General features: G+C 73.1%; 20 protein-coding genes. 9 read left to right on the top strand and 11 right to left on the bottom strand.

Annotated features, from left to right (window positions below; genetic code table 11):
- Window positions 1-17: 17 nt before the first annotated feature.
- Window positions 18-398: a MerR family transcriptional regulator gene (locus ACFYPD_RS11380; RefSeq protein ID WP_387111563.1), complete on the bottom strand. Its 381-nt coding sequence runs from the start codon at window positions 396-398 to the stop codon at window positions 18-20.
- Between the two features lie 858 nt (window positions 399-1,256).
- Complete coding sequence (locus ACFYPD_RS11375; protein ID WP_387111560.1) at window positions 1,257-1,499, bottom strand: hypothetical protein; 243 nt, start codon at window positions 1,497-1,499, stop codon at window positions 1,257-1,259.
- Between the two features lie 59 nt (window positions 1,500-1,558).
- Here ACFYPD_RS11375 and ACFYPD_RS11370 point away from each other — a divergent pair, with 59 nt between their 5' ends.
- Entirely contained in the window at window positions 1,559-2,164 is a 606-nt protein-coding gene (locus ACFYPD_RS11370) for a hypothetical protein (RefSeq protein WP_387111557.1), read from the top strand.
- A 69-nt stretch (window positions 2,165-2,233) separates the two neighbouring features.
- On the opposite strand, the gene ACFYPD_RS11365 is transcribed toward ACFYPD_RS11370, so the two are convergent.
- The 5 genes from ACFYPD_RS11365 to ACFYPD_RS11345 form a co-directional block, all read right to left on the bottom strand.
- Window positions 2,234-2,962 (bottom strand): DUF899 family protein, encoded by a 729-nt coding sequence (locus tag ACFYPD_RS11365; protein ID WP_387111554.1) that lies wholly within the window; start codon window positions 2,960-2,962, stop codon window positions 2,234-2,236.
- Between the two features lie 81 nt (window positions 2,963-3,043).
- Complete coding sequence (locus ACFYPD_RS11360; RefSeq protein WP_387111551.1) at window positions 3,044-3,538, bottom strand: GNAT family N-acetyltransferase; 495 nt, start codon at window positions 3,536-3,538, stop codon at window positions 3,044-3,046.
- Window positions 3,538-4,536 carry an aldo/keto reductase gene (locus ACFYPD_RS11355; protein WP_387111548.1) on the bottom strand — a complete coding sequence of 333 codons (999 nt, stop codon included), beginning with the start codon at window positions 4,534-4,536 and terminating at the stop codon, window positions 3,538-3,540. The genes ACFYPD_RS11360 and ACFYPD_RS11355 overlap by 1 nt, the downstream gene beginning before the upstream one ends.
- A 67-nt stretch (window positions 4,537-4,603) precedes the next feature.
- Entirely contained in the window at window positions 4,604-4,990 is a 387-nt protein-coding gene (locus tag ACFYPD_RS11350; RefSeq protein ID WP_387111545.1) for a VOC family protein, read from the bottom strand.
- Window positions 4,987-5,343: a DUF1801 domain-containing protein gene (locus ACFYPD_RS11345; RefSeq protein ID WP_387111542.1), complete on the bottom strand. Its 357-nt coding sequence runs from the start codon at window positions 5,341-5,343 to the stop codon at window positions 4,987-4,989. Before ACFYPD_RS11345 ends, ACFYPD_RS11350 begins: the two co-directional genes overlap by 4 nt.
- 113 nt (window positions 5,344-5,456) lie before the next feature.
- Between ACFYPD_RS11345 and ACFYPD_RS11340 the strand changes: the two genes are divergently transcribed.
- Window positions 5,457-6,350 carry a LysR family transcriptional regulator gene (locus ACFYPD_RS11340; protein WP_387111539.1) on the top strand — a complete coding sequence of 298 codons (894 nt, stop codon included), beginning with the start codon at window positions 5,457-5,459 and terminating at the stop codon, window positions 6,348-6,350.
- A 31-nt stretch (window positions 6,351-6,381) separates the two neighbouring features.
- Window positions 6,382-6,933 (top strand): NUDIX hydrolase, encoded by a 552-nt coding sequence (locus tag ACFYPD_RS11335; protein WP_387111536.1) that lies wholly within the window; start codon window positions 6,382-6,384, stop codon window positions 6,931-6,933.
- A 170-nt stretch (window positions 6,934-7,103) separates the two neighbouring features.
- Here the strand turns inward: ACFYPD_RS11335 and ACFYPD_RS11330 are convergent, their stop codons facing one another.
- Window positions 7,104-7,391, bottom strand: coding sequence for a PadR family transcriptional regulator (locus tag ACFYPD_RS11330; RefSeq protein ID WP_387112359.1), 288 nt, complete (start codon window positions 7,389-7,391; stop codon window positions 7,104-7,106).
- A 107-nt stretch (window positions 7,392-7,498) separates the two neighbouring features.
- On the opposite strand from ACFYPD_RS11330, the gene ACFYPD_RS11325 reads away from it, so the two are divergent.
- Together ACFYPD_RS11325 and ACFYPD_RS11320 are read left to right on the top strand one after the other, a co-directional pair.
- Window positions 7,499-8,554, top strand: a complete 1,056-nt coding sequence (locus ACFYPD_RS11325; RefSeq protein ID WP_387111533.1) for a MerR family transcriptional regulator — start codon at window positions 7,499-7,501, stop codon at window positions 8,552-8,554.
- A 50-nt stretch (window positions 8,555-8,604) separates the two neighbouring features.
- A complete protein-coding gene (locus ACFYPD_RS11320) occupies window positions 8,605-9,483 on the top strand; it encodes an LLM class flavin-dependent oxidoreductase (protein ID WP_387111530.1) in 879 nt (292 codons plus the stop codon).
- A 3-nt stretch (window positions 9,484-9,486) separates the two neighbouring features.
- Here ACFYPD_RS11320 and ACFYPD_RS11315 read toward each other — a convergent pair whose 3' ends face one another.
- The gene (locus tag ACFYPD_RS11315; protein ID WP_387111527.1) at window positions 9,487-9,921 is read right to left on the bottom strand and encodes an ASCH domain-containing protein; all 435 of its coding nucleotides are present in this window, start codon (window positions 9,919-9,921) and stop codon (window positions 9,487-9,489) included.
- Between the two features lie 87 nt (window positions 9,922-10,008).
- Here ACFYPD_RS11315 and ACFYPD_RS11310 point away from each other — a divergent pair, with 87 nt between their 5' ends.
- Window positions 10,009-10,521 (top strand): alpha/beta hydrolase, encoded by a 513-nt coding sequence (locus ACFYPD_RS11310; protein ID WP_387111524.1) that lies wholly within the window; start codon window positions 10,009-10,011, stop codon window positions 10,519-10,521.
- Here ACFYPD_RS11310 and ACFYPD_RS11305 read toward each other — a convergent pair.
- Together ACFYPD_RS11305 and ACFYPD_RS11300 are read right to left on the bottom strand one after the other, a co-directional pair.
- Window positions 10,514-11,443 carry a hypothetical protein gene (locus ACFYPD_RS11305; RefSeq protein ID WP_387111521.1) on the bottom strand — a complete coding sequence of 310 codons (930 nt, stop codon included), beginning with the start codon at window positions 11,441-11,443 and terminating at the stop codon, window positions 10,514-10,516. The two genes, ACFYPD_RS11310 and ACFYPD_RS11305, sit on opposite strands and share 8 nt — an antisense overlap.
- 40 nt (window positions 11,444-11,483) lie before the next feature.
- The gene (locus tag ACFYPD_RS11300) at window positions 11,484-12,032 is read right to left on the bottom strand and encodes a phosphoribosyltransferase (protein WP_387111518.1); all 549 of its coding nucleotides are present in this window, start codon (window positions 12,030-12,032) and stop codon (window positions 11,484-11,486) included.
- 197 nt (window positions 12,033-12,229) lie between these two features.
- Here ACFYPD_RS11300 and ACFYPD_RS11295 point away from each other — a divergent pair, with 197 nt between their 5' ends.
- The 3 genes from ACFYPD_RS11295 (at window position 12,230) to ACFYPD_RS11285 (ending at window position 16,083) form a co-directional block, all read left to right on the top strand.
- The gene (locus tag ACFYPD_RS11295; RefSeq protein ID WP_387111515.1) at window positions 12,230-12,859 is read left to right on the top strand and encodes a septal ring lytic transglycosylase RlpA family protein; all 630 of its coding nucleotides are present in this window, start codon (window positions 12,230-12,232) and stop codon (window positions 12,857-12,859) included.
- Between the two features lie 100 nt (window positions 12,860-12,959).
- Window positions 12,960-14,087 carry a PP2C family protein-serine/threonine phosphatase gene (locus ACFYPD_RS11290; RefSeq protein WP_387111512.1) on the top strand — a complete coding sequence of 376 codons (1,128 nt, stop codon included), beginning with the start codon at window positions 12,960-12,962 and terminating at the stop codon, window positions 14,085-14,087.
- 139 nt (window positions 14,088-14,226) lie between these two features.
- Window positions 14,227-16,083 carry an acyl-CoA dehydrogenase gene (locus ACFYPD_RS11285; RefSeq protein WP_387111509.1) on the top strand — a complete coding sequence of 619 codons (1,857 nt, stop codon included), beginning with the start codon at window positions 14,227-14,229 and terminating at the stop codon, window positions 16,081-16,083.
- Window positions 16,084-16,235 lie beyond the last annotated feature (152 nt).

Genomic DNA, 16,235 nt, shown 5'->3' with positions numbered 1-16,235 from the left:
CAGCAGTGGCGCCGGTCTCACGCCACAGCGTGTGCCGCAGGTCCGCCGGTCGGCTCGTCGACCGTCATGTCTTCAACGATGCAGTCCAGCGCCGAGATGGTACAGGCGAGCTGGGCCATCTCCGCGACGATGCGCTCGCGCTCATCGCGGAGCCGGTCGGCCAGCCACGACGTGCGGATGTCCGGATTCGTCATGCAGGGCAGCAGCTCATACATGCGCCTGCTGCTTAAACCCGCGTCGAATAACCGCTGAATCAGCCGGACCCGCTCGACCGCCGCTTCTGGGAAGATCCGCTGGCCGCTCGCCGTGCGCATCGACACGAGCAGTTCCTGCTGTTCGTAGTATCGGATCGACCGGGTGCTCACCCCGGTCCTGGCCGCAAGCTCGCCGATCCGCATCGCGCCCCTCCCGCCCGACACCCGTGACTTCGACGCCAGCACGAATCTACGCCGCCGTCGAGCGGAAGTCTCCGCCAGCCGCACCCACCCGCTCTTCCACCTATTCATGATCAGCGGCACCCGACACGCCAGCTGCAAGGCGCGTGATCTTTGCTACAAAGAGGGCTCTGGCGTGCCCTTGCATGCGCGATACGCCAGCCAAGGCCGGGGACGACCACGGTCAACGGTGACGACTCCCACCAGGCATGACAGCGAGGAGGCAGGTCGCAGTCGCAGCCGAACGCTGATCGACATTCCCTCGACCTCTGCGGCTGTACAGCCATCCGTACAGCCAAGCCGGCCGACAGGCCCGGTCACGAGTGGACGCGAACCGACGGGACGAGCAGGCCGGCGGCACTAGCCGACGTCGGCAGACACGCGTCTTGTTCTTTGCAAGGCGGGGGTTGGCGATCGCTTCTGGCCGGCCGTCGCGGAGAACACCCGGCGTGCCATTAACGTGCCATTGGACGAGGACAACAGGGGCCAGCCGAGGCCACGAGAGACTGCCGAGGCCAGGCCGCCAAGCCGGTGGCCTGCCGGAGATCGGCAATTCCCAAGCTGACAGTGCGGGTTCGATTCCCGTCACCCGCTCCACGCGAGAGGCCCTGGTCAGGACGCGAGTCCCCGCCAGGGCCTTCGGCTTTCCAAGATCGGCAATCGCCGCGTTGGCAGGCAATGCCTATCCTCTCGGCCATGGGAGCTATCAAGCCGTGGCATCTGGTGGTCCTGACAATCTGCTGCCTGTTGCCGACGGCTGCGGCGGTCGTCGGCGGGGTCTGGGCGGTTCGCCGGTCCCGTAACCGTCGCTGAGCGCACGGCTCAGAACGGCTGTCCGCGCTCGCCTTCGAGCCGCGTAATGAGCGAGAGCACATCACCGGCGCCGTCGTCGGCACGGATCCGGCGAGCGAGGTCGGTGGGGCGGTGGCGATAGGTCGATCGGTCGAGGCAGGAGCGCAGCGCGTCGGTCAGGGTGTCGGCGGTCAGCTCGTGCAGTGGCAGCGGGTGCGGCGCTGCGCCGAGGCGGTGCAGCCTGTCCGCCCAGAACGGCTGGTCGACCAGCACGGGCACCGGGACCGCTGGCACGCCCGCGCGCAGCCCGGCCCGAGGCGATGATGAGCCGCATGGGGTTTGGTTACAAGACCACGTGGCTCGCCGTGCGGAAGCGAAGCCCGGAGGAGGTCGCCGACGCGCTCGGTTTGGCCGACCGCGAGCGTCTCCCGTGGGACGAAGGCGTCGACCGCGCGTACGCCTCCGGCGTGTTCGTGGCCGGTCCCGTCAACGGGTGGACCCTGGCACACGGCCGACGCGATCTCGCGTCGTTCGACTACAGCGTCACCGATCCGCGGTTTCCGGAATGGTTCGCAGCCCTGAGCGTGCGCCTGGGTGAGATCCAGTTCTTCGTCAACGAGCGGGGATGGTCCTCCCACGGATGGGTGCGGGCGGTCGACGGGATCGTCGTGCGGGCGTTCGCCACCTTCGACGGCGCCGTCCCGCTGTTCATCGGTGACGTCACGCCGGCCGAGCGCGAGGTCGGCAAGGGCCTCCGGGGCTGGGGGGACAACTGGCGGAACTGGCAGGAGGAGGACTGGGACGCCTGGTACGAGTCGGCGCCCAACGAGCTGGACGTGCTCAAGCTGGCGGCCCGGTGGAGCGTCGATCCGCGCACCGTCGACAGCGAGGACGTCGGCGACCCAGGGATCTACGGGATGCCCGCCGATCGACTCTGACCGACGCGGGGCGGGGACGGCGACGGACGGCCGACGGGCCGCCGCCCCGGCAGGGCACCTCGGGTGCGATCACTTCGCGCAGCAGGACGCTCCCGTCGCCGTGACACCCGGGCGGCTCCACTGCGCGACCGGGCGGCCGTCGAGACGCCAGGGGTGCCCGCTGACCTTCGGCCACCCCTCCGGTGAGTCCTCCCAGTTCTCCTGCCGGCCGTACACCGTCAGGTCGAGGGCGTGGTAGCTGGTCGTCAGCGCCTCCACGCCGCGCCCTGTGGTCCAGTAGGTCTCGTAGACCCGGTCGTCGTCGTCGCGCAGGTAGCAGGCGATGAACCCGAAGTCACGGCCGTCCGCCAGCGCCGGGTCGGAGTCCCGCGCCGAGTACCAGGGGAACGGGTAGCCCATGAACTCCGCGAACGCTGCGCTGTCGGCGTAGGGGCCCTGACAGAACACGGCGTAGGTGACATCGCGGGCGTGCAGGTAGTCCCGCATCTCCAGGTGACAGGTGGCGAAGGTGCACCCCTCGCACTGGTCCTCGAACGGCTTGCCGTCGTGCCACATGTGGAAGTAGGCCATCAGCATGCGGCGGCCCTCGAAGACCTCCAGCAGCGGCGTCTCCCCGCCGGGGCCCTGCACGGTGACGGGCGGCGCCGGAGTCATCGGCAGCCGGCGCCGGGCGGCGGCGATCGCGTCGCCCTCTCGGGTGTGCGCCTTCTCCCGGGCCAGCAGGTGGTCGCGCTCGCGCAGCCAGGTCTCCCGGTCGACGATCGGCGGCAGGGCGGCGCGGAACGTGGGGGTTGCCATCGGGGCGTCTCCTTCGTGGCGTCCGAGTCGGTCACCGGTATGGACCTGCCCAGCCGGCGATTCTCATCGGTCAACCAGGGATCAGGAGTGCCCGGTGAGGTCGAGGACGTGCCGCAGGCAGGGCTCGCCGCCGAGCCGCACCTCCTCGACCGGGACGAATCCGGTCCGCCGGAGCACCGCCAGGGAGGCCGGGTTCGCCAGCGCGGCCGAGGCGGCCAGTTGGCGCAGCCCGTACTCCCCGCGGGCCAGCGCGCTGACCCGGCGGACACCCTCCCGGGCCAGGCCGCGCCCGGTGGCCCGCTCGGCGACCCGGTACCCCAGCTCGGCGCTGCCGTCGGCGACGTCGACCAGGTTGAACCGGCCCAGCACCGTGCCGTCCTCGTCGTCGACCAGGACGTGGAAGTGGCACCGCCCGGTGTGCTGCTCCGCCAGCAGGCCCACGAGCCGGTCGGTGAACTCGTCGAAGTAGTCGTCGCCCCGGTCCGGCACGAACCGGGCGAAGTACGCCCGGTTCGCCTGCTCGAAGCGAAGCAACGCCGGAGCGTGCCGGATGGCGAGCCGTTCGAGTTCGGGCATCAGGCGACGCTAGCAACCCGCAGGTCGGCCAGCAGATCCTCCACGGCGGCGAACTCGTCCGGCCGCAGCGGACCCTGGGCGAGCGCGCCGGCGTTCTGCTCGACCTGGGCGACGGTGCGGAACCCCGGGATCGGGACGGTGGTCGCGCTGCGCGCCCACAGCCAGGCCAGCGCGCCCTGCGTCGGCGTACGGCCACCGGTGGCGAACACCTCCCGCAGGGCCTCCACCCGGGCCAGCCACTCGGGTGCTCCGGCGCCGTCGCGGAAGTAGGTCAGCCAGTCGTAGCTCTGCGACCGCACGTCGTCCCGGGGCACCGTGCGACCGTCGGCGTACTTGCCGCTGAGCAGGCCCATGGCGAGCGGCCCCCGGTTGATGCTGGCCAGCCCGGCCCCCTCGCACAGCTCGATCATCGCCGGCCGGTCGGCCAGCACCGACATGTCGTGCTGCACGGCGGTGCAGCGCGGGCCGGCGGCGGCGAAGGCAGCGGCGCGTTCCGGGTCGTCGGTGCTCCAGCCGTACGCCCGGATCTTGCCGGCGGTGACCAGGTCCTCCAGCGGCGCGACGAGGTCCAGGGCCTCCTCGACCGGCAGGTCGCCGAGGTGGAGCTGGTAGAGGTCGACGTGGTCGATGCCCAGCCGCCGCAGGGAGCCGTCCAGGCAACTGCGCAGGTACGCGACGCTGCTGTCGGTGCCGCCCGCCTCCCTGGTCCGCTCGTCGAAGGTGAACCCCCACTTCGTGGCGATCACCACCCGGTCCCGGTCGGCGCCGAGCGCCCTGCCGAGCACCACCTCGCTGTGTCCGGCGCCGTAGCTGCTCGCCGTGTCGAAGAAGGTGACGCCGAGTTCGAGGGCCCGGTGGACGGCCCGGGTCGACTCGGCGTCGTCGACCGGGCCCCAGCCGTACTGGTTGGCGCCACCGGCGTAGGGGCCGCCGATCGCCCAGCAGCCCATGCCCAGCGCGCTGACCTCGATGCCGCTCCGCCCCAACGTGCGCTTCATGATCCGCTCCCCGTTCCGCGACGTGGTTCCACCGGTTGCCACTCTCCGGCTTCGAGCGCGCTGGAAGTCAAGACCCCGGATACCAGCGCAGCTCGACCGTGTTGCCGTCCGGGTCGCGGACGTAGAGGGAGGTGGCCGTGCCCCGCGCCCCGAAGCGCGGCACCGGCCCGGTCAGCACCGTGAACACCCCGGACTCGATTACCTCGGCCCAGTCGAGCGGCTCGACCACCAGGCAGAAGTGGTCCACGTTCGACCCGTCCGGTTCGCCACGGACCAGGTCGATGATGGTGTCGGCGTTGACGCGTACCGAGGGGAAGGGCACCTCGCCGGCACGCCAGCGGTCGACGCGCACCGGCGCGAGGCCGAGGGTGTCGCAGTAGAACTGAAGGGACACCTCGACGTCGGTGACGGCGAGGACCAGGTGGTCGAACCCGGTCACCCGCACGGCGCTCACCGGGTCTCCAGCGCGTACGCGCCGCGCAGCCAGCCGGTGAACAGCTCCGGGTCGATCTCGTCCACGGTGCGCAGCTTGACCGAGGCCATCCGGCGCGCGCCCGGGACGAGCCGTCCGGAGTCGTCCGCCACGTCCTGTCCCCGCCACAGCCCCAACGTGACGTAGGCCGGGTACGCCTTGACGAGGCAGACCGGGGTCCGGCCGGGCCGGTCGCCCAGCCCCCACACCGGGTGGCCGTGCCACACGGCGCCGGTGGCCTCCGGCAACGCGGCCTCGATGACGGAACGCAGCTTCTCGCCGGTCTCGCGCAGCGGCGCGTCGAGGCCGGTCAGACAAGTGGTGACGGGATCCATGTGGTCCTCCTGACTGTGGCGGGAACACCGTCAACACTCGTCCGCGGCGCCGTCCGGACCAAGACGCGATCGGGCTACGATCGTTGACCAGGATTCAACGATGGGGGTCGGCCGTGCTGGAGCGGTACGAGGTCGAGACGTTCCTGACCCTCGCCGAGGAGCTGCACTTCGGGCGGACCGCCGAGCGCCTGCGGGTGACCACCGGGCGGATCAGCCACGTGGTGCGGAAGCTGGAACGTCGGATCGGCGCACCGCTCTTCGAGCGCACCAGCCGGATGGTCCGGCTCACCCCGATCGGTGCCCGCCTCGCCGACGACCTGCGTCCGCTGGTCGCCGGCATCGAGGACGCGGTCCAGCGCGCCGTCGACGCCGGGCGCGGGCTCAGCGGTGAGCTGCGGGTGGCGTACGTCGGTGAGTCGACCGCCCCGGTGCTGCTCCGGGCCGTCACCCTGTTCACCGAGCGCCACCCGGACTGTGTGGTGCACGTCCACGAGGCCCCGCTCGCCACCACCCGGTCGAGCCTGCGGGACGGCACGATCGACGTGCTGATCGCCGCGTACCCCTTCGACGGCATGGCGAACGGCCCGGCGCTGCTGCACGAGGCCCGGGTGCTCGCGGTGGCCGCGGACCATCCGCTGGCGGACGCGGAGTCGGTGTCGCTGGACGTGCTGGCCGACCATCCCGTCGTGCAGTACCCGGCGGTGACCTCGGCCGCGTTCAAGCGGGACCGCACCCCGGAGCGGACCCCGTCGGGCCGGCCGGTGCCGCGGGGCCCGGCCGGCAACACCTTCTCCGAGATGCTGGCCCTGGTTGCGATGGGGCGCGGGGTGCTGCCGGTGGGCGAGCAGACCCGGCGCTACCACGCCCGGCCCGACCTGGCGTACGTGCCGATCCGCGACGCGCCGCCGATCCGGCGCGGTCCGGTGTGGCTGGCCAGCAACACCACCACCCGGGTACGCGAGTTCGTCCGCGCCGCGGTCGACGCCAACCCCGCCCCGGTGGCCTGAGGCTGTCGGACCCGGCTGGCAGCATGACGGCGTGCAGGACGAGATCCGGGCGCTGGTCGAGGCGCTGACGCCGGGCGACGAGCAGGAGGCGCGGCACCGCGCGACCACGCTGGCCTGGCTGGCCGCGACGGAGGACATCTTCCGCCGGGCGAAGCCGCGCACACCCTCGCCGCACCTGGTGGCCTACTTCCTGCTCCGCGACGCGACGGACGGCGCGGTGCTGCTGGTCGACCACCGCAAAGCCGGGATGTGGCTGCCCAGCGGCGGTCACGTCGAGCCGGGCGAGCACCCCGCGCAGACCGTACGCCGGGAGATGGTGGAGGAGTTGGGCGTCCCGGCCGTCTTCGCGCCGGCCCTCGGCGAGCGCCCGGCCTTCCTCACGGTGACCGAGACCGTCGGTCCGCCGGAGGAGCGGCACACCGACGTCAGCCTCTGGTACGTGCTGGCCGGCAGCCGCGACCAGAAGCTGATCCCCGACCCGGTGGAGTTCCGGGGCGTCCGCTGGTGGACGCCCCGCGAGGTGGCCGAGGCCGCGCCGGGGACGGTCGAGCCGCACCTGCGCCGCATGCTGGCGAAGCTCTAGCCGAGGCGCACGGTCAGCGGGCGTGGGTCCCGGCGCGGCGTCAGTGCGGTGAGCAGCAGGACCAGCGCGCTGGCCAGGCCGAGCAGGAAGAACAGCGAGAGGGTCGGCTGACCGAGCCACTCCCAGAGCGGTCGTTCGGGTGGTGGGCCGATGGCGGCCCGGGACGCGGGTCAGGCGGTGCGGGGGTGCAGGGCGCGCAGCCGGGTCTCGGCGGCGGTGGCGAGCTGGCGCAGCCGGGCGGTCTCGGCCCGGAGCGCACCGAGGCCGTCGGAGGTGAGCCGGTAGTAGCGGCGCAGCCCGCCGTCCACCACCTCCTCATGGTCGGGCTCGACCAGGCACTGCGCCGTGAGGCGGTCCAACGCGGTGTAGAGGGTGCCGGGCAGCAGGGTGACGCGCGCGGCGGAGAGCGTGGTGACCTCCTGGATGATCCCGTAGCCGTGCCGGGGGCCGTGATCGATACATCGTCAACGCCTTGACCCTGCCCCTGCGGCAAGGCCCAGCGTGGTCCGTGCCGGTCGCCGCGACCGGCACGAGGAAACGCGACCGGCGCGAGGAGGATGGGCCCGTGGAGCTGCTGACCATCGGGGCGTTCGCCCGCGCGGCGCGCCTGACGCCGAAGGCGCTGCGGCTCTACGACGAGCTGGGGCTGCTGCCACCCGCCGCCGTCGATCCGCACTCGGGCTACCGGTACTACACGCCGGCCCAGCTCGACCGGGCCCGGCTGATCGCCGCGCTGCGCCGGGCCGGCATGCCACTGGCCGAGATCCAGGCCGTCTGCGGCCTGCCGCCGGACGCCGCCGCCGAGGCCGTCGATGCCTGGTGGCGGCGGGTCAGCGCCGACACGGCGGCCCGCGGTCGCGCCGTCGCGCTCCTCGTCGACCAGCTCACCGAGAGGGGCACCACCATGTCCGACACCACCTTCCGGTACGCCGTCCGCTGCGAGACCGGCACCGGCCGGGATTCCAACGAGGACACCGCGTACGCCAGCGGGACGCTGCTCGCCGTGGCGGACGGTATGCGGGGTCCGGGCGGGGCCGCCGCCAGCACCGCCGCCGTGGACGCCCTGCGGCCGCTGGAGCCGGCCGACGCGCCGGCCACCGAACTGCTCACCGCGCTGGCCGACGCGGTGGCCAGCGCCGACCGGGCCGTACGCGCGCACGCCACCGCCGCCCACCAGCCGGTCACCACACTCACCGCCATCCTGCGGCGCGGCACCCGGCTGGCCCTCGTGCACGTCGGGGACACCCGGGCATACCTGCTGCGGGGCGGCGAGCTGTCCCGGCTCACCCAGGACCACACCTACGTCCAGTCGCTGGTCGACCAGGGAAAGCTCAGCCCGGCCGAGGCCGGGGCGCATCCGCAGCGGGCCCTGCTGGCCCGGGCGCTCGGGGCCGGCGCCGAGGTCGAGGCGGACCTGGCGCTGCGGACCGCCCTGGCCGGCGACCGCTACCTGCTCTGCTCCGACGGGCTCGCCGCGGTGGTCGACCCCGAGGCGTTGCACTCCGCGCTCGCCGGGGCCGACGACCCGGAGACCGCCGTCGGGCGCCTGGTCGACCTCGCGTACGCCGCCGGCGCCCCCGACAACATCGCCTGCGTGGTCGCCGACCTGGTGGCGGGCTAGTCCCTCCGACCCGGGTCGGCGCGTCCGACCCGGGTCGTACCCTGGCGATCATGCGGATTGGCATCGTGATCCTTCCCGACCAGCGCTGGTCGGACTCCCGGCGGCGCTGGCAGCAGGCGGACGAGTGGGGCTTCGACCACGCCTGGACCTACGACCATCTGGGGTGGCGCGACCTCGTCGACGGCCCCTGGTTCGACTCGATGACCACGCTGACCGCCGCCGCGACGGTGACGTCCCGGATCCGCCTCGGCACCCTGGTCGCCTCGCCGAACTTCCGGCACCCGGCGGCGTTCGCCCGGCAGGTGACCGCGCTGGACGACGTCTCCGAGGGCCGGGTGCTGCTCGGCCTCGGGGCCGGCGGCATCGGCTTCGACTCGGCGGTCCTCGGCGGGGAGACCCTGCCGCCCCGGCAGCGGGTCGACCGGTTCGCCGAGTTCACCGAGCTGCTCGACCTGATCCTGCGGGAGGACGGCACGACCTGGCGCGGCGAGTGGTTCGCCGCGGTCGACGCGCGGAACAACCCCGGCTGCGTCCAGCAGCCCCGGGTGCCGTTCGTGGTCGCCGCGAACGGGCCCCGCTCGATGCGGCTGGTCGCCCGCTTCGGCCAGGGCTGGGTGACCACCGGGCTCGGCGGCGACGACCTGGAGAGCTGGTGGTCGAGCGTGGCGGAGCTGTCCGCCCGGCTCGACGGCACGCTGGAGAAGGCGGGGCGGGACCCGGCCACCCTGGACCGCTACCTGTCGCTGGACTCGGGGCCGGTCTTCTCCCTGCGCGACGCGGACTTCTTCGCCGAGCAGGTCGCCCGGGCGGCCCGGCTCGGCTTCACCGACGTGGTGACGCACTGGCCCCGGGCCAGCAGCTGGTACGCCGGCGACGAGGCGGTGCTGGTCGAGGCCGCGGAGCTGCTGCCGGAGCTGCGCCGCGCCTGACGGTCAGGTGCCCAGGTCGCCGGTGCTGATCCCGTCGTCCCCGGCGGAGACCAGCCGGAACCGGATGCAGACCACCTGCGTGTCGTCGTCGACGGGGAAGCCCACCCGGGCCCAGTAACGGCGGTGGCCCTCGCGCCACTCCTCGATGGACCGGTCCCCCTCACCCTCGGAGCGGGCGAAGTCCCAGGACACGTCGGCGAAGCGGACCACCTCGACGCCGGTGACCTCGACCACGCCGATCAGCTTGTCGTCGTCGTCCACCAGGACGAGCCGCTCGCCGACGTGTTCCAGCTCCTCGTTCTCGGTGGCGTACTCGTCGGTCAGCAGGCCGGCGGTGGCGGTCTTCACGCCGGAGAGCACGAGGGTGTTGAGGGTGGTGCGCAGCTCGCCGGGCGTGCCGAGGGCGAGGGTGCGGAGTCCACCGATGCGGGGCCACATCCTGCCGAGGCTAACCGCCGGCCGCCCGCCCGTCGCGGGATTTCGCCCGCCCCCACGGAGGGCCCCGGCGGGACTAGCGTGGACGGCATGGCGGATCGACGGGCGGTGCTGGTGCCGGGGCGGGGCTACGACACCCGGGCCCCGCTCTTCGCCTACGTCGGGGAGGCGCTACGCCGCCTCGGCTTCGCCGTGCACGAGGTGACCTGGCAGGTGCCTCGCGACCTGCGCGCCGACCGGAGCGCCGACTGGGTGGCCGAGCAGGTCACCCCCGTGCTCGACGGCGCCGACCTGCTGGTCGGCAAGTCGCTGGGCACCTTCGCCGCTCCGCTCGCGGCCGACCGGGACCTGCGCGCCGTGTGGCTGACGCCGGTGCTCAACCAACCGGCGGTGGTCGACGGGCTCGGCCGGGCCACCGCGCCGTGCCTGCTGGTCGGGGGCACCGCCGACGCGCTCTGGAACGGCGCGGTCGCCCGGCGGCTCAGCCGGCACGTGCTGGAGGTGCCGGAGGCCGACCACTCGATGCTGGTGCCCGGTCCGCTGGCGCGTTCCGCCGAGGCGCTGGGCCGGGTCTGCGACGCCGTCGAGGACTTCGTCAGATGAGCTGGCCGGCGTAGCCGGCGGCGGCCAGCACCCGGTCGTCCCCGGTCGCCGCGTGCGACTCCAGCACCGCGTCGGCCAGCTTCACCACGTGCTCGTCGCCGTGCCGGGCCGCCCGGGCGAACACCTCGGCGGGCCCGGTTCGGGTCACCGCCGGATCCAGGGCCGGCAGGGTGCGTCTCACCGCGGTCGGCGCGGTCACCGCGTGCACCAGCATCACCGGGTTGCCGTGCCCGAACCGCAGGTAATCCAGCGCGGTCCGGTGCACCAGGTCGGTGAGGGTCCGCTCGGCCCCGGCCGGGTCGGTGGGTGAGCGCAGCGCGGCCACCGCGCCGGGCCATTCGGGTACGTCGGTCAGCCGGCCCAGCCGGTCCCGGATCCCGCCGGTCTGCGCCGGGATCCGGGGCACCGCCGCGAGCGCGTGCGGCACGTCGGACCGCCCGGTGAGCGGGCCGGCGCCCGGCACGGGCTGCCACCGGGCGGCCCAGTAGCCGAGCGCCTGGCCCAGCTCGGCCAGCCGCTGCGGGTTCTCCCCGTCGGTCCGCAGCACCCGCACCGCGTGCCCGACCCGGATCACCCCGTGGGTGGCCCCGGCCGCGATGCCCGGCAGCAGCCGTGGCCACCAGTCGCCGAGCACCTCGCGCCAGGGGCGGTCGCGCAGCTCCCGGTCGAAGTGGGCGAGCCAGTCGCCGGCCCGTTTCGGGTCGCCCAGCGCGGCCCGCCAGTCGTCGATCGGCCGCAGCCCGCGGGGCAGCTCGTCCAGCCGGCGCAGGTAGTCGTCGAGCCAGCGGTGCACCCGGGTGCCGTGGCCGTGGCGGACCAGCGCCTCGACCGCCATGGGTCCGTGGTTGGAGAGCCAGCCCTCGAACTCCGGGCCGGTCCGGTGCAGCCGTTGGTACGCCTCGTCCAGGATGCCGTCGTCCATGCGTCGATCCTCGGAGTTGAAGCTCCCTTGAGGTCAACCCTCAGGGCAACTGATCCCCGGTGAGCAGGGCGCGCAGGCGGAGCCGCTCGGCGACCGGCGCCGGACAGGTCGCGACGAGCGCGGCAGTCCCGACGAACTCGGCCCCGCTGTCCCGGACCAGGTGGTGCAGCGCGTCGAGTTGCGCCCCGGTGGCCACCCAGTCGTCGGCGAGCAGCACCCGGTCGCCGGGGCCGAGGCGGCGGGCGTCCACGCCGATCCGGAGTTGTCGGCCCCGGTAGTCCGGGGGTGTCTCGGCCCAGCGCATCGGCCCGACCCGGCGCCGCTCCCCGCCGTCCTTGTACGCCGGCAGGAACCCGGCGCCGGCGGCCACCGCGACCAGCGGGCCGAGCAGCAGCCCGGTCACCTCCGGGGCGATCACGACGGTCGGCCGGGCGGTCGGGAAGAGGCCGGCCAGGGCGGGTCCGGCCCCGGCCAGCACCTCGGGATCCCGCCACCAGCCGGAGAGGTCGCTGACCAGATGGCTGCTCCCCGGGCCGGGGTCGACCCAGCGGAACAGCTCGACCAGTCGGCGGCTCAGCACGCCCTCCATCCTGCGGCACCGACACCAGGAGGTGCCGCACCGGCCCCGGCCAGGACTCCTTCGTCCGTTCGGTGGAGTGGTGCTGGCTTGATCGGCTACACGTACCAGGGTAAATGCGGGCATAGCACCATGATCACGTTGACTTCCGAAGTGCTTCTCTCGTTACGGTCCGGGCCGGTTTGTTCAGCAGACGAAAGGACCGGGCGGTGGCTGGTAGGCACCTTCGTACCCGCAAGTTCTCCTCGCCGGCCGGCATCGCCGCCACCGCGGCCGTCGGCGTGGTGCTCGCCATCGGCGGCACCGTCGGCGCGGTCCAGCTCACCTCGGCCGAGCCCGCCGCCGCGCCCGCCGCGGTGGAGGCCCTGCCCAGCACGCTGGCCCCCAGCTCGGCGTCCCCCTCCGCCTCGCCGAGCGCGTCGCCGAGCCTCAGCCCTTCGCCGAAGGCCACCCCGAGCCCGACGGCGACCCGGACCCAGGCGGCGTCCCGGAGCAAGACCCGGACCGCGAGCCCGAAGCCGACCGCGAAGAAGACCACCACCGCCGCGAAGGTCGTGGACAGCGGCTCCTGCGGCGCGTCCTTCTACGACGAGGGGCAGATGACCGCGAACGGCGAGACGTTCAACCCGGACGCGCTGACCGCCGCGCACAAGACCCTGCCGTTCAACACGAAGGTCCGGGTGACCAACCCGGCCAACGGCAAGTCGGTCGTGGTCCGGATCAACGACCGTGGCCCGTTCGTCGACGGCCGCTGCCTGGACCTGTCCCGGGCCGCCTTCGCCGCGATCGCCTCGACCGACCTCGGCGAGCTGACCGTCAGGTACGAGGTCCTCGGCTGACCGGGTGGCCGGCGGCGATCGGGTCGGCGGCGGGATCCGGCCGGCCAGAACATCCTCGGACGACGGGCCAGGTTCATTCACCCGTTCACGTCCATCAGGCATGCTGTCCGATGTACGCACGCAACCCTTCCAGTCGGGCCCCGGCCCACTGAGCCCCGGATCCCGCGCCGGCCTCGGCGCGGCCCTCGCGCTGCTCGCGATCGTGTCCGCCGTGGAACTGGCCGACGGGCGGCCGGCGCACTACATCGCGCTGATGGTGGCCGCCCCGTTCCTCGCCGCCGCGCTCGCGTCCTGGCGGGTGGTGCTCGGGGTGGGCCTGCTGGCCACCGGGATCGGGGCCGCGTTCGCCCTCGCCGAGCAGACCATGTCGCTGGTCACCGCGGTGAACGTGGCCGGCATCGCGCTGGCCACCGCCATCGCCGGCGCCGTGGCGGCGGTCCGCCAGCGTCAGTCCGAGCGGATCGCGGAGCTGTCCCGGCTCGCGTCGGTCGCCCAGCAGGCGGTGCTCCGGACGCTCGGCCCCCAGGTCGGCACCCTGGCGGTGGCCGCCCGCTACATCTCCTCCACCGCGACCGCCGAGATCGGCGGCGACCTGTACGAGGCGATGGACACCCCGTACGGCGTCCGCATGATCATCGGTGACGTGCGCGGCAAGGGGCTGGACGCGGTCCGGCTGGCCAGCATCGTGCTGGGCTCCTACCGGCACGTGGCGTACGAGCGGGCGGACCTGCGCGCGGTGGTGACCGACCTGGACCGGGCGGTGGCCCGCAACGTGGGCGACGAGGACTTCGTCACCGCCGCGCTGGTCGAGGAGCGGGGCGGCACCCTCACCATCGTCAACTGCGGTCACCCGCCACCGCTGCTGCTGCGCCGGGGCGCGGTCATCCCGCTCGAACCGCCGGCGCCCGCGCCGCCGCTCGGCTTCATGCCGGTGGTCCGGCCCCGGGTGGAGCGGCTGGAGCCGGGCGACCGGCTGCTGCTCTTCACGGACGGGCTGGGCGAGGCGCGCCGGGACGGGGAGTTCTTCCCGACCGCCGACCGGGCCTGGCGGCTGCTCGGCCACGGCACCGTCGCCGACGGTCTCGCCTCGCTGGAGACCGCCCTGGTCGAGTGGGTGCACGGCCGGCTCGACGACGACATCGCGCTGGTCCTGATGGAATACACCGGGCCGCGCAGCGCCGCCGCCGCGCCCGTGCCGAGCTGGGAGGTCGGCGCGGCCGAGAGCTGAGGTGCCGGTCGCTCCGTCAGGTGAACCGGAAGTGTGTAATCGCTGTCACTTCGGAGATCGGCTTGTCGTTGGCTACCGACGAGTAATACAGTCTGGAGTTACTGATCGGTAACACTGTCCGGAAGCGGGGCCAGCGAGCATGACCCACTACAAGAGCAACCTTCGGGACCTCGAGTTCAACCTGTTCGAGGTCTTCGGGGCGGACCGGACGTTCGGCCAGGAGCCGTACACGGACCTGGACGTCGACACCGCCCGTAGCTTCCTCTCCGAGGTCGACCGCCTGGCCCGCGAGGACCTGGCCGCCAGCTACTCGGACAGCGACCGCAACCCGCCGGTCTTCGACCCCGCGACGCACACCGCGCCGCTGCCGGAGTCGTTCAAGAAGTCGTACCAGGCGTTCATGGACTCGGAGTTCTGGCGGCTGGACCTGCCGGAGGCCCTCGGCGGCACCAACGCCCCGCGCGCGCTCTGGTGGTCGCTCGCCGAACTGGTGCTCGGCGCCAACGCCCCGATCTGGATGTACGCCTCCGGCCCGTCCTTCGCGCACGTGCTGCACGTCGAGGGCACCGAGCAGCAGAAGAAGTGGGCCCGCCTCTTCATCGAGAAGCAGTGGGGCTCGACCATGGTGCTGACCGAGCCGGACGCCGGCTCGGACGTCGGCGCCGGCCGCACCCGCGCCGTGCAGCAGCCGGACGGCTCCTGGCACATCGAGGGCGTCAAGCGCTTCATCACCTCCGGTGAGCACGACCTGACCGACAACATCGTCCACTACGTGCTGGCCCGCCCGGTCGGCGTCGAGGGCGTCGGCGGCCCGGGCACCAAGGGCCTGTCCCTCTTCGTCGTGCCGAAGTTCCACTTCGACGAGGAGACCGGCGAGCTGGGCGAGCGCAACGGCGTCTTCGCCACCAACGTCGAGCACAAGATGGGCCTGAAGGTCTCCAACACCTGCGAGGTGACCTTCGGCGAGCACGGCGTGCCGGCCAAGGGTTGGCTGCTCGGCGAGAAGCACGACGGGATCCGGCAGATGTTCATGATCATCGAGTACGCCCGGATGATGGTCGGCACCAAGGCGATCGCCACCCTCTCCACCGGCTACCTGAACGCCCTGGAGTACGCCAAGAACCGGGTGCAGGGCGCCGACCTCGTCCAGCAGGGCGACAAGGCCGCCCCCCGGGTGACCATCACCCACCACCCGGACGTGCGCCGCTCGCTGCTCATGCAGAAGTCGTACGCCGAGGGCCTGCGCGCGCTGGTCTGCTACACGGCCACCTGGCAGGACAGGGTGGCGGTCGCCGAGGCGGCCGGCGACGAGAAGGCCACCAAGCTGGCCAAGCGGGTCAACGACCTGCTGCTCCCGCTGGTCAAGGGCGTCGGCTCGGAGCGGGCCTACGAGCTGCTCGGCCACGAGTCGCTGCAGACCTTCGGCGGCTCCGGCTTCCTCCAGGACTACCCGCTGGAGCAGTACGTCCGGGACGCCAAGATCGACACCCTCTACGAGGGCACCACGGCGATCCAGAGCCTCGACCTGATCTTCCGGAAGATCGTCCGGGACAACGGCAAGGCCCTCATGGCGGTCGCCGGCGAGATCCAGGAGTTCATCGCCTCCGAGGCCGGCAACGGCCAGCTCAAGGAGGAGCGGCAGGCGCTCGGCAAGGCGCTCGGTGAGATCCAGAACATCCTCGGTGTGATGATGGGCTGGCTGACCGAGGCCCAGGGCGGCGACACCCGCGCCCTCTACAAGGTCGGCCTGAGCAGCCGCCGGTTCCTGCTGGCGATCGGCGACCTGGTGGTCGGCTGGCTGCTCCAGAAGCAGGCGGACGTGGCCCTGAAGGCGCTCGGCGGCGAGGTCTCCGCCACCGACAAGGCGTTCTACACCGGCAAGGTGGCCGCCGCCCGGTTCTTCGCCCGCGAGGTGCTGCCCCGCATCGGCGCCGACCGGCGGATCATCGAGGGCACCGACCTGGAGATCATGGACCTCCCGGAGGAGGCGTTCTGATCCCCGACGGGGTGATTCGACCCTGACGACCGACCGGCGGGGGGGGGGGGGGCCCCCCCCCCCCCCCCCCGGGGGGGGGGGGGGCCCCCCCCCGGGCGCCCGCCCCGCCCCCGGGGGCCCCCCCGGGCCCCCCGCCGCCCGCCCCCCCCCCC

The sequence above is a fragment of the Micromonospora sp. NPDC005299 genome (assembly GCF_042872345.1).
Classification (GTDB): domain Bacteria; phylum Actinomycetota; class Actinomycetes; order Mycobacteriales; family Micromonosporaceae; genus Micromonospora.
Note: the sequence above shows the minus strand (reverse complement) of the source record. Positions and strands in the feature narration are given on the sequence as shown.

Excerpts from the sequence above, each read along its gene's own strand:
- ACFYPD_RS11380 (WP_387111563.1), bottom strand. The coding sequence starts at position 398 with ATGCGGATCGGCGAGCTTGCGGCCAGGACCGGGGTGAGCACCCGGTCG.
- ACFYPD_RS11370 (WP_387111557.1), top strand. The coding sequence starts at position 1,559 with ATGGGGTTTGGTTACAAGACCACGTGGCTCGCCGTGCGGAAGCGAAGC.
- ACFYPD_RS11365 (WP_387111554.1), bottom strand. The coding sequence starts at position 2,962 with ATGGCAACCCCCACGTTCCGCGCCGCCCTGCCGCCGATCGTCGACCGG.
- ACFYPD_RS11360 (WP_387111551.1), bottom strand. The coding sequence starts at position 3,538 with ATGCCCGAACTCGAACGGCTCGCCATCCGGCACGCTCCGGCGTTGCTT.
- ACFYPD_RS11355 (WP_387111548.1), bottom strand. The coding sequence starts at position 4,536 with ATGAAGCGCACGTTGGGGCGGAGCGGCATCGAGGTCAGCGCGCTGGGC.
- ACFYPD_RS11345 (WP_387111542.1), bottom strand. The coding sequence starts at position 5,343 with ATGGATCCCGTCACCACTTGTCTGACCGGCCTCGACGCGCCGCTGCGC.
- ACFYPD_RS11320 (WP_387111530.1), top strand. The coding sequence starts at position 8,605 with ATGCGGATTGGCATCGTGATCCTTCCCGACCAGCGCTGGTCGGACTCC.
- ACFYPD_RS11315 (WP_387111527.1), bottom strand. The coding sequence starts at position 9,921 with ATGTGGCCCCGCATCGGTGGACTCCGCACCCTCGCCCTCGGCACGCCC.
- ACFYPD_RS11310 (WP_387111524.1), top strand. The coding sequence starts at position 10,009 with ATGGCGGATCGACGGGCGGTGCTGGTGCCGGGGCGGGGCTACGACACC.
- ACFYPD_RS11305 (WP_387111521.1), bottom strand. The coding sequence starts at position 11,443 with ATGGACGACGGCATCCTGGACGAGGCGTACCAACGGCTGCACCGGACC.
- ACFYPD_RS11300 (WP_387111518.1), bottom strand. The coding sequence starts at position 12,032 with ATGGAGGGCGTGCTGAGCCGCCGACTGGTCGAGCTGTTCCGCTGGGTC.
- ACFYPD_RS11290 (WP_387111512.1), top strand. The coding sequence starts at position 12,960 with ATGCTGTCCGATGTACGCACGCAACCCTTCCAGTCGGGCCCCGGCCCA.
- ACFYPD_RS11285 (WP_387111509.1), top strand. The coding sequence starts at position 14,227 with ATGACCCACTACAAGAGCAACCTTCGGGACCTCGAGTTCAACCTGTTC.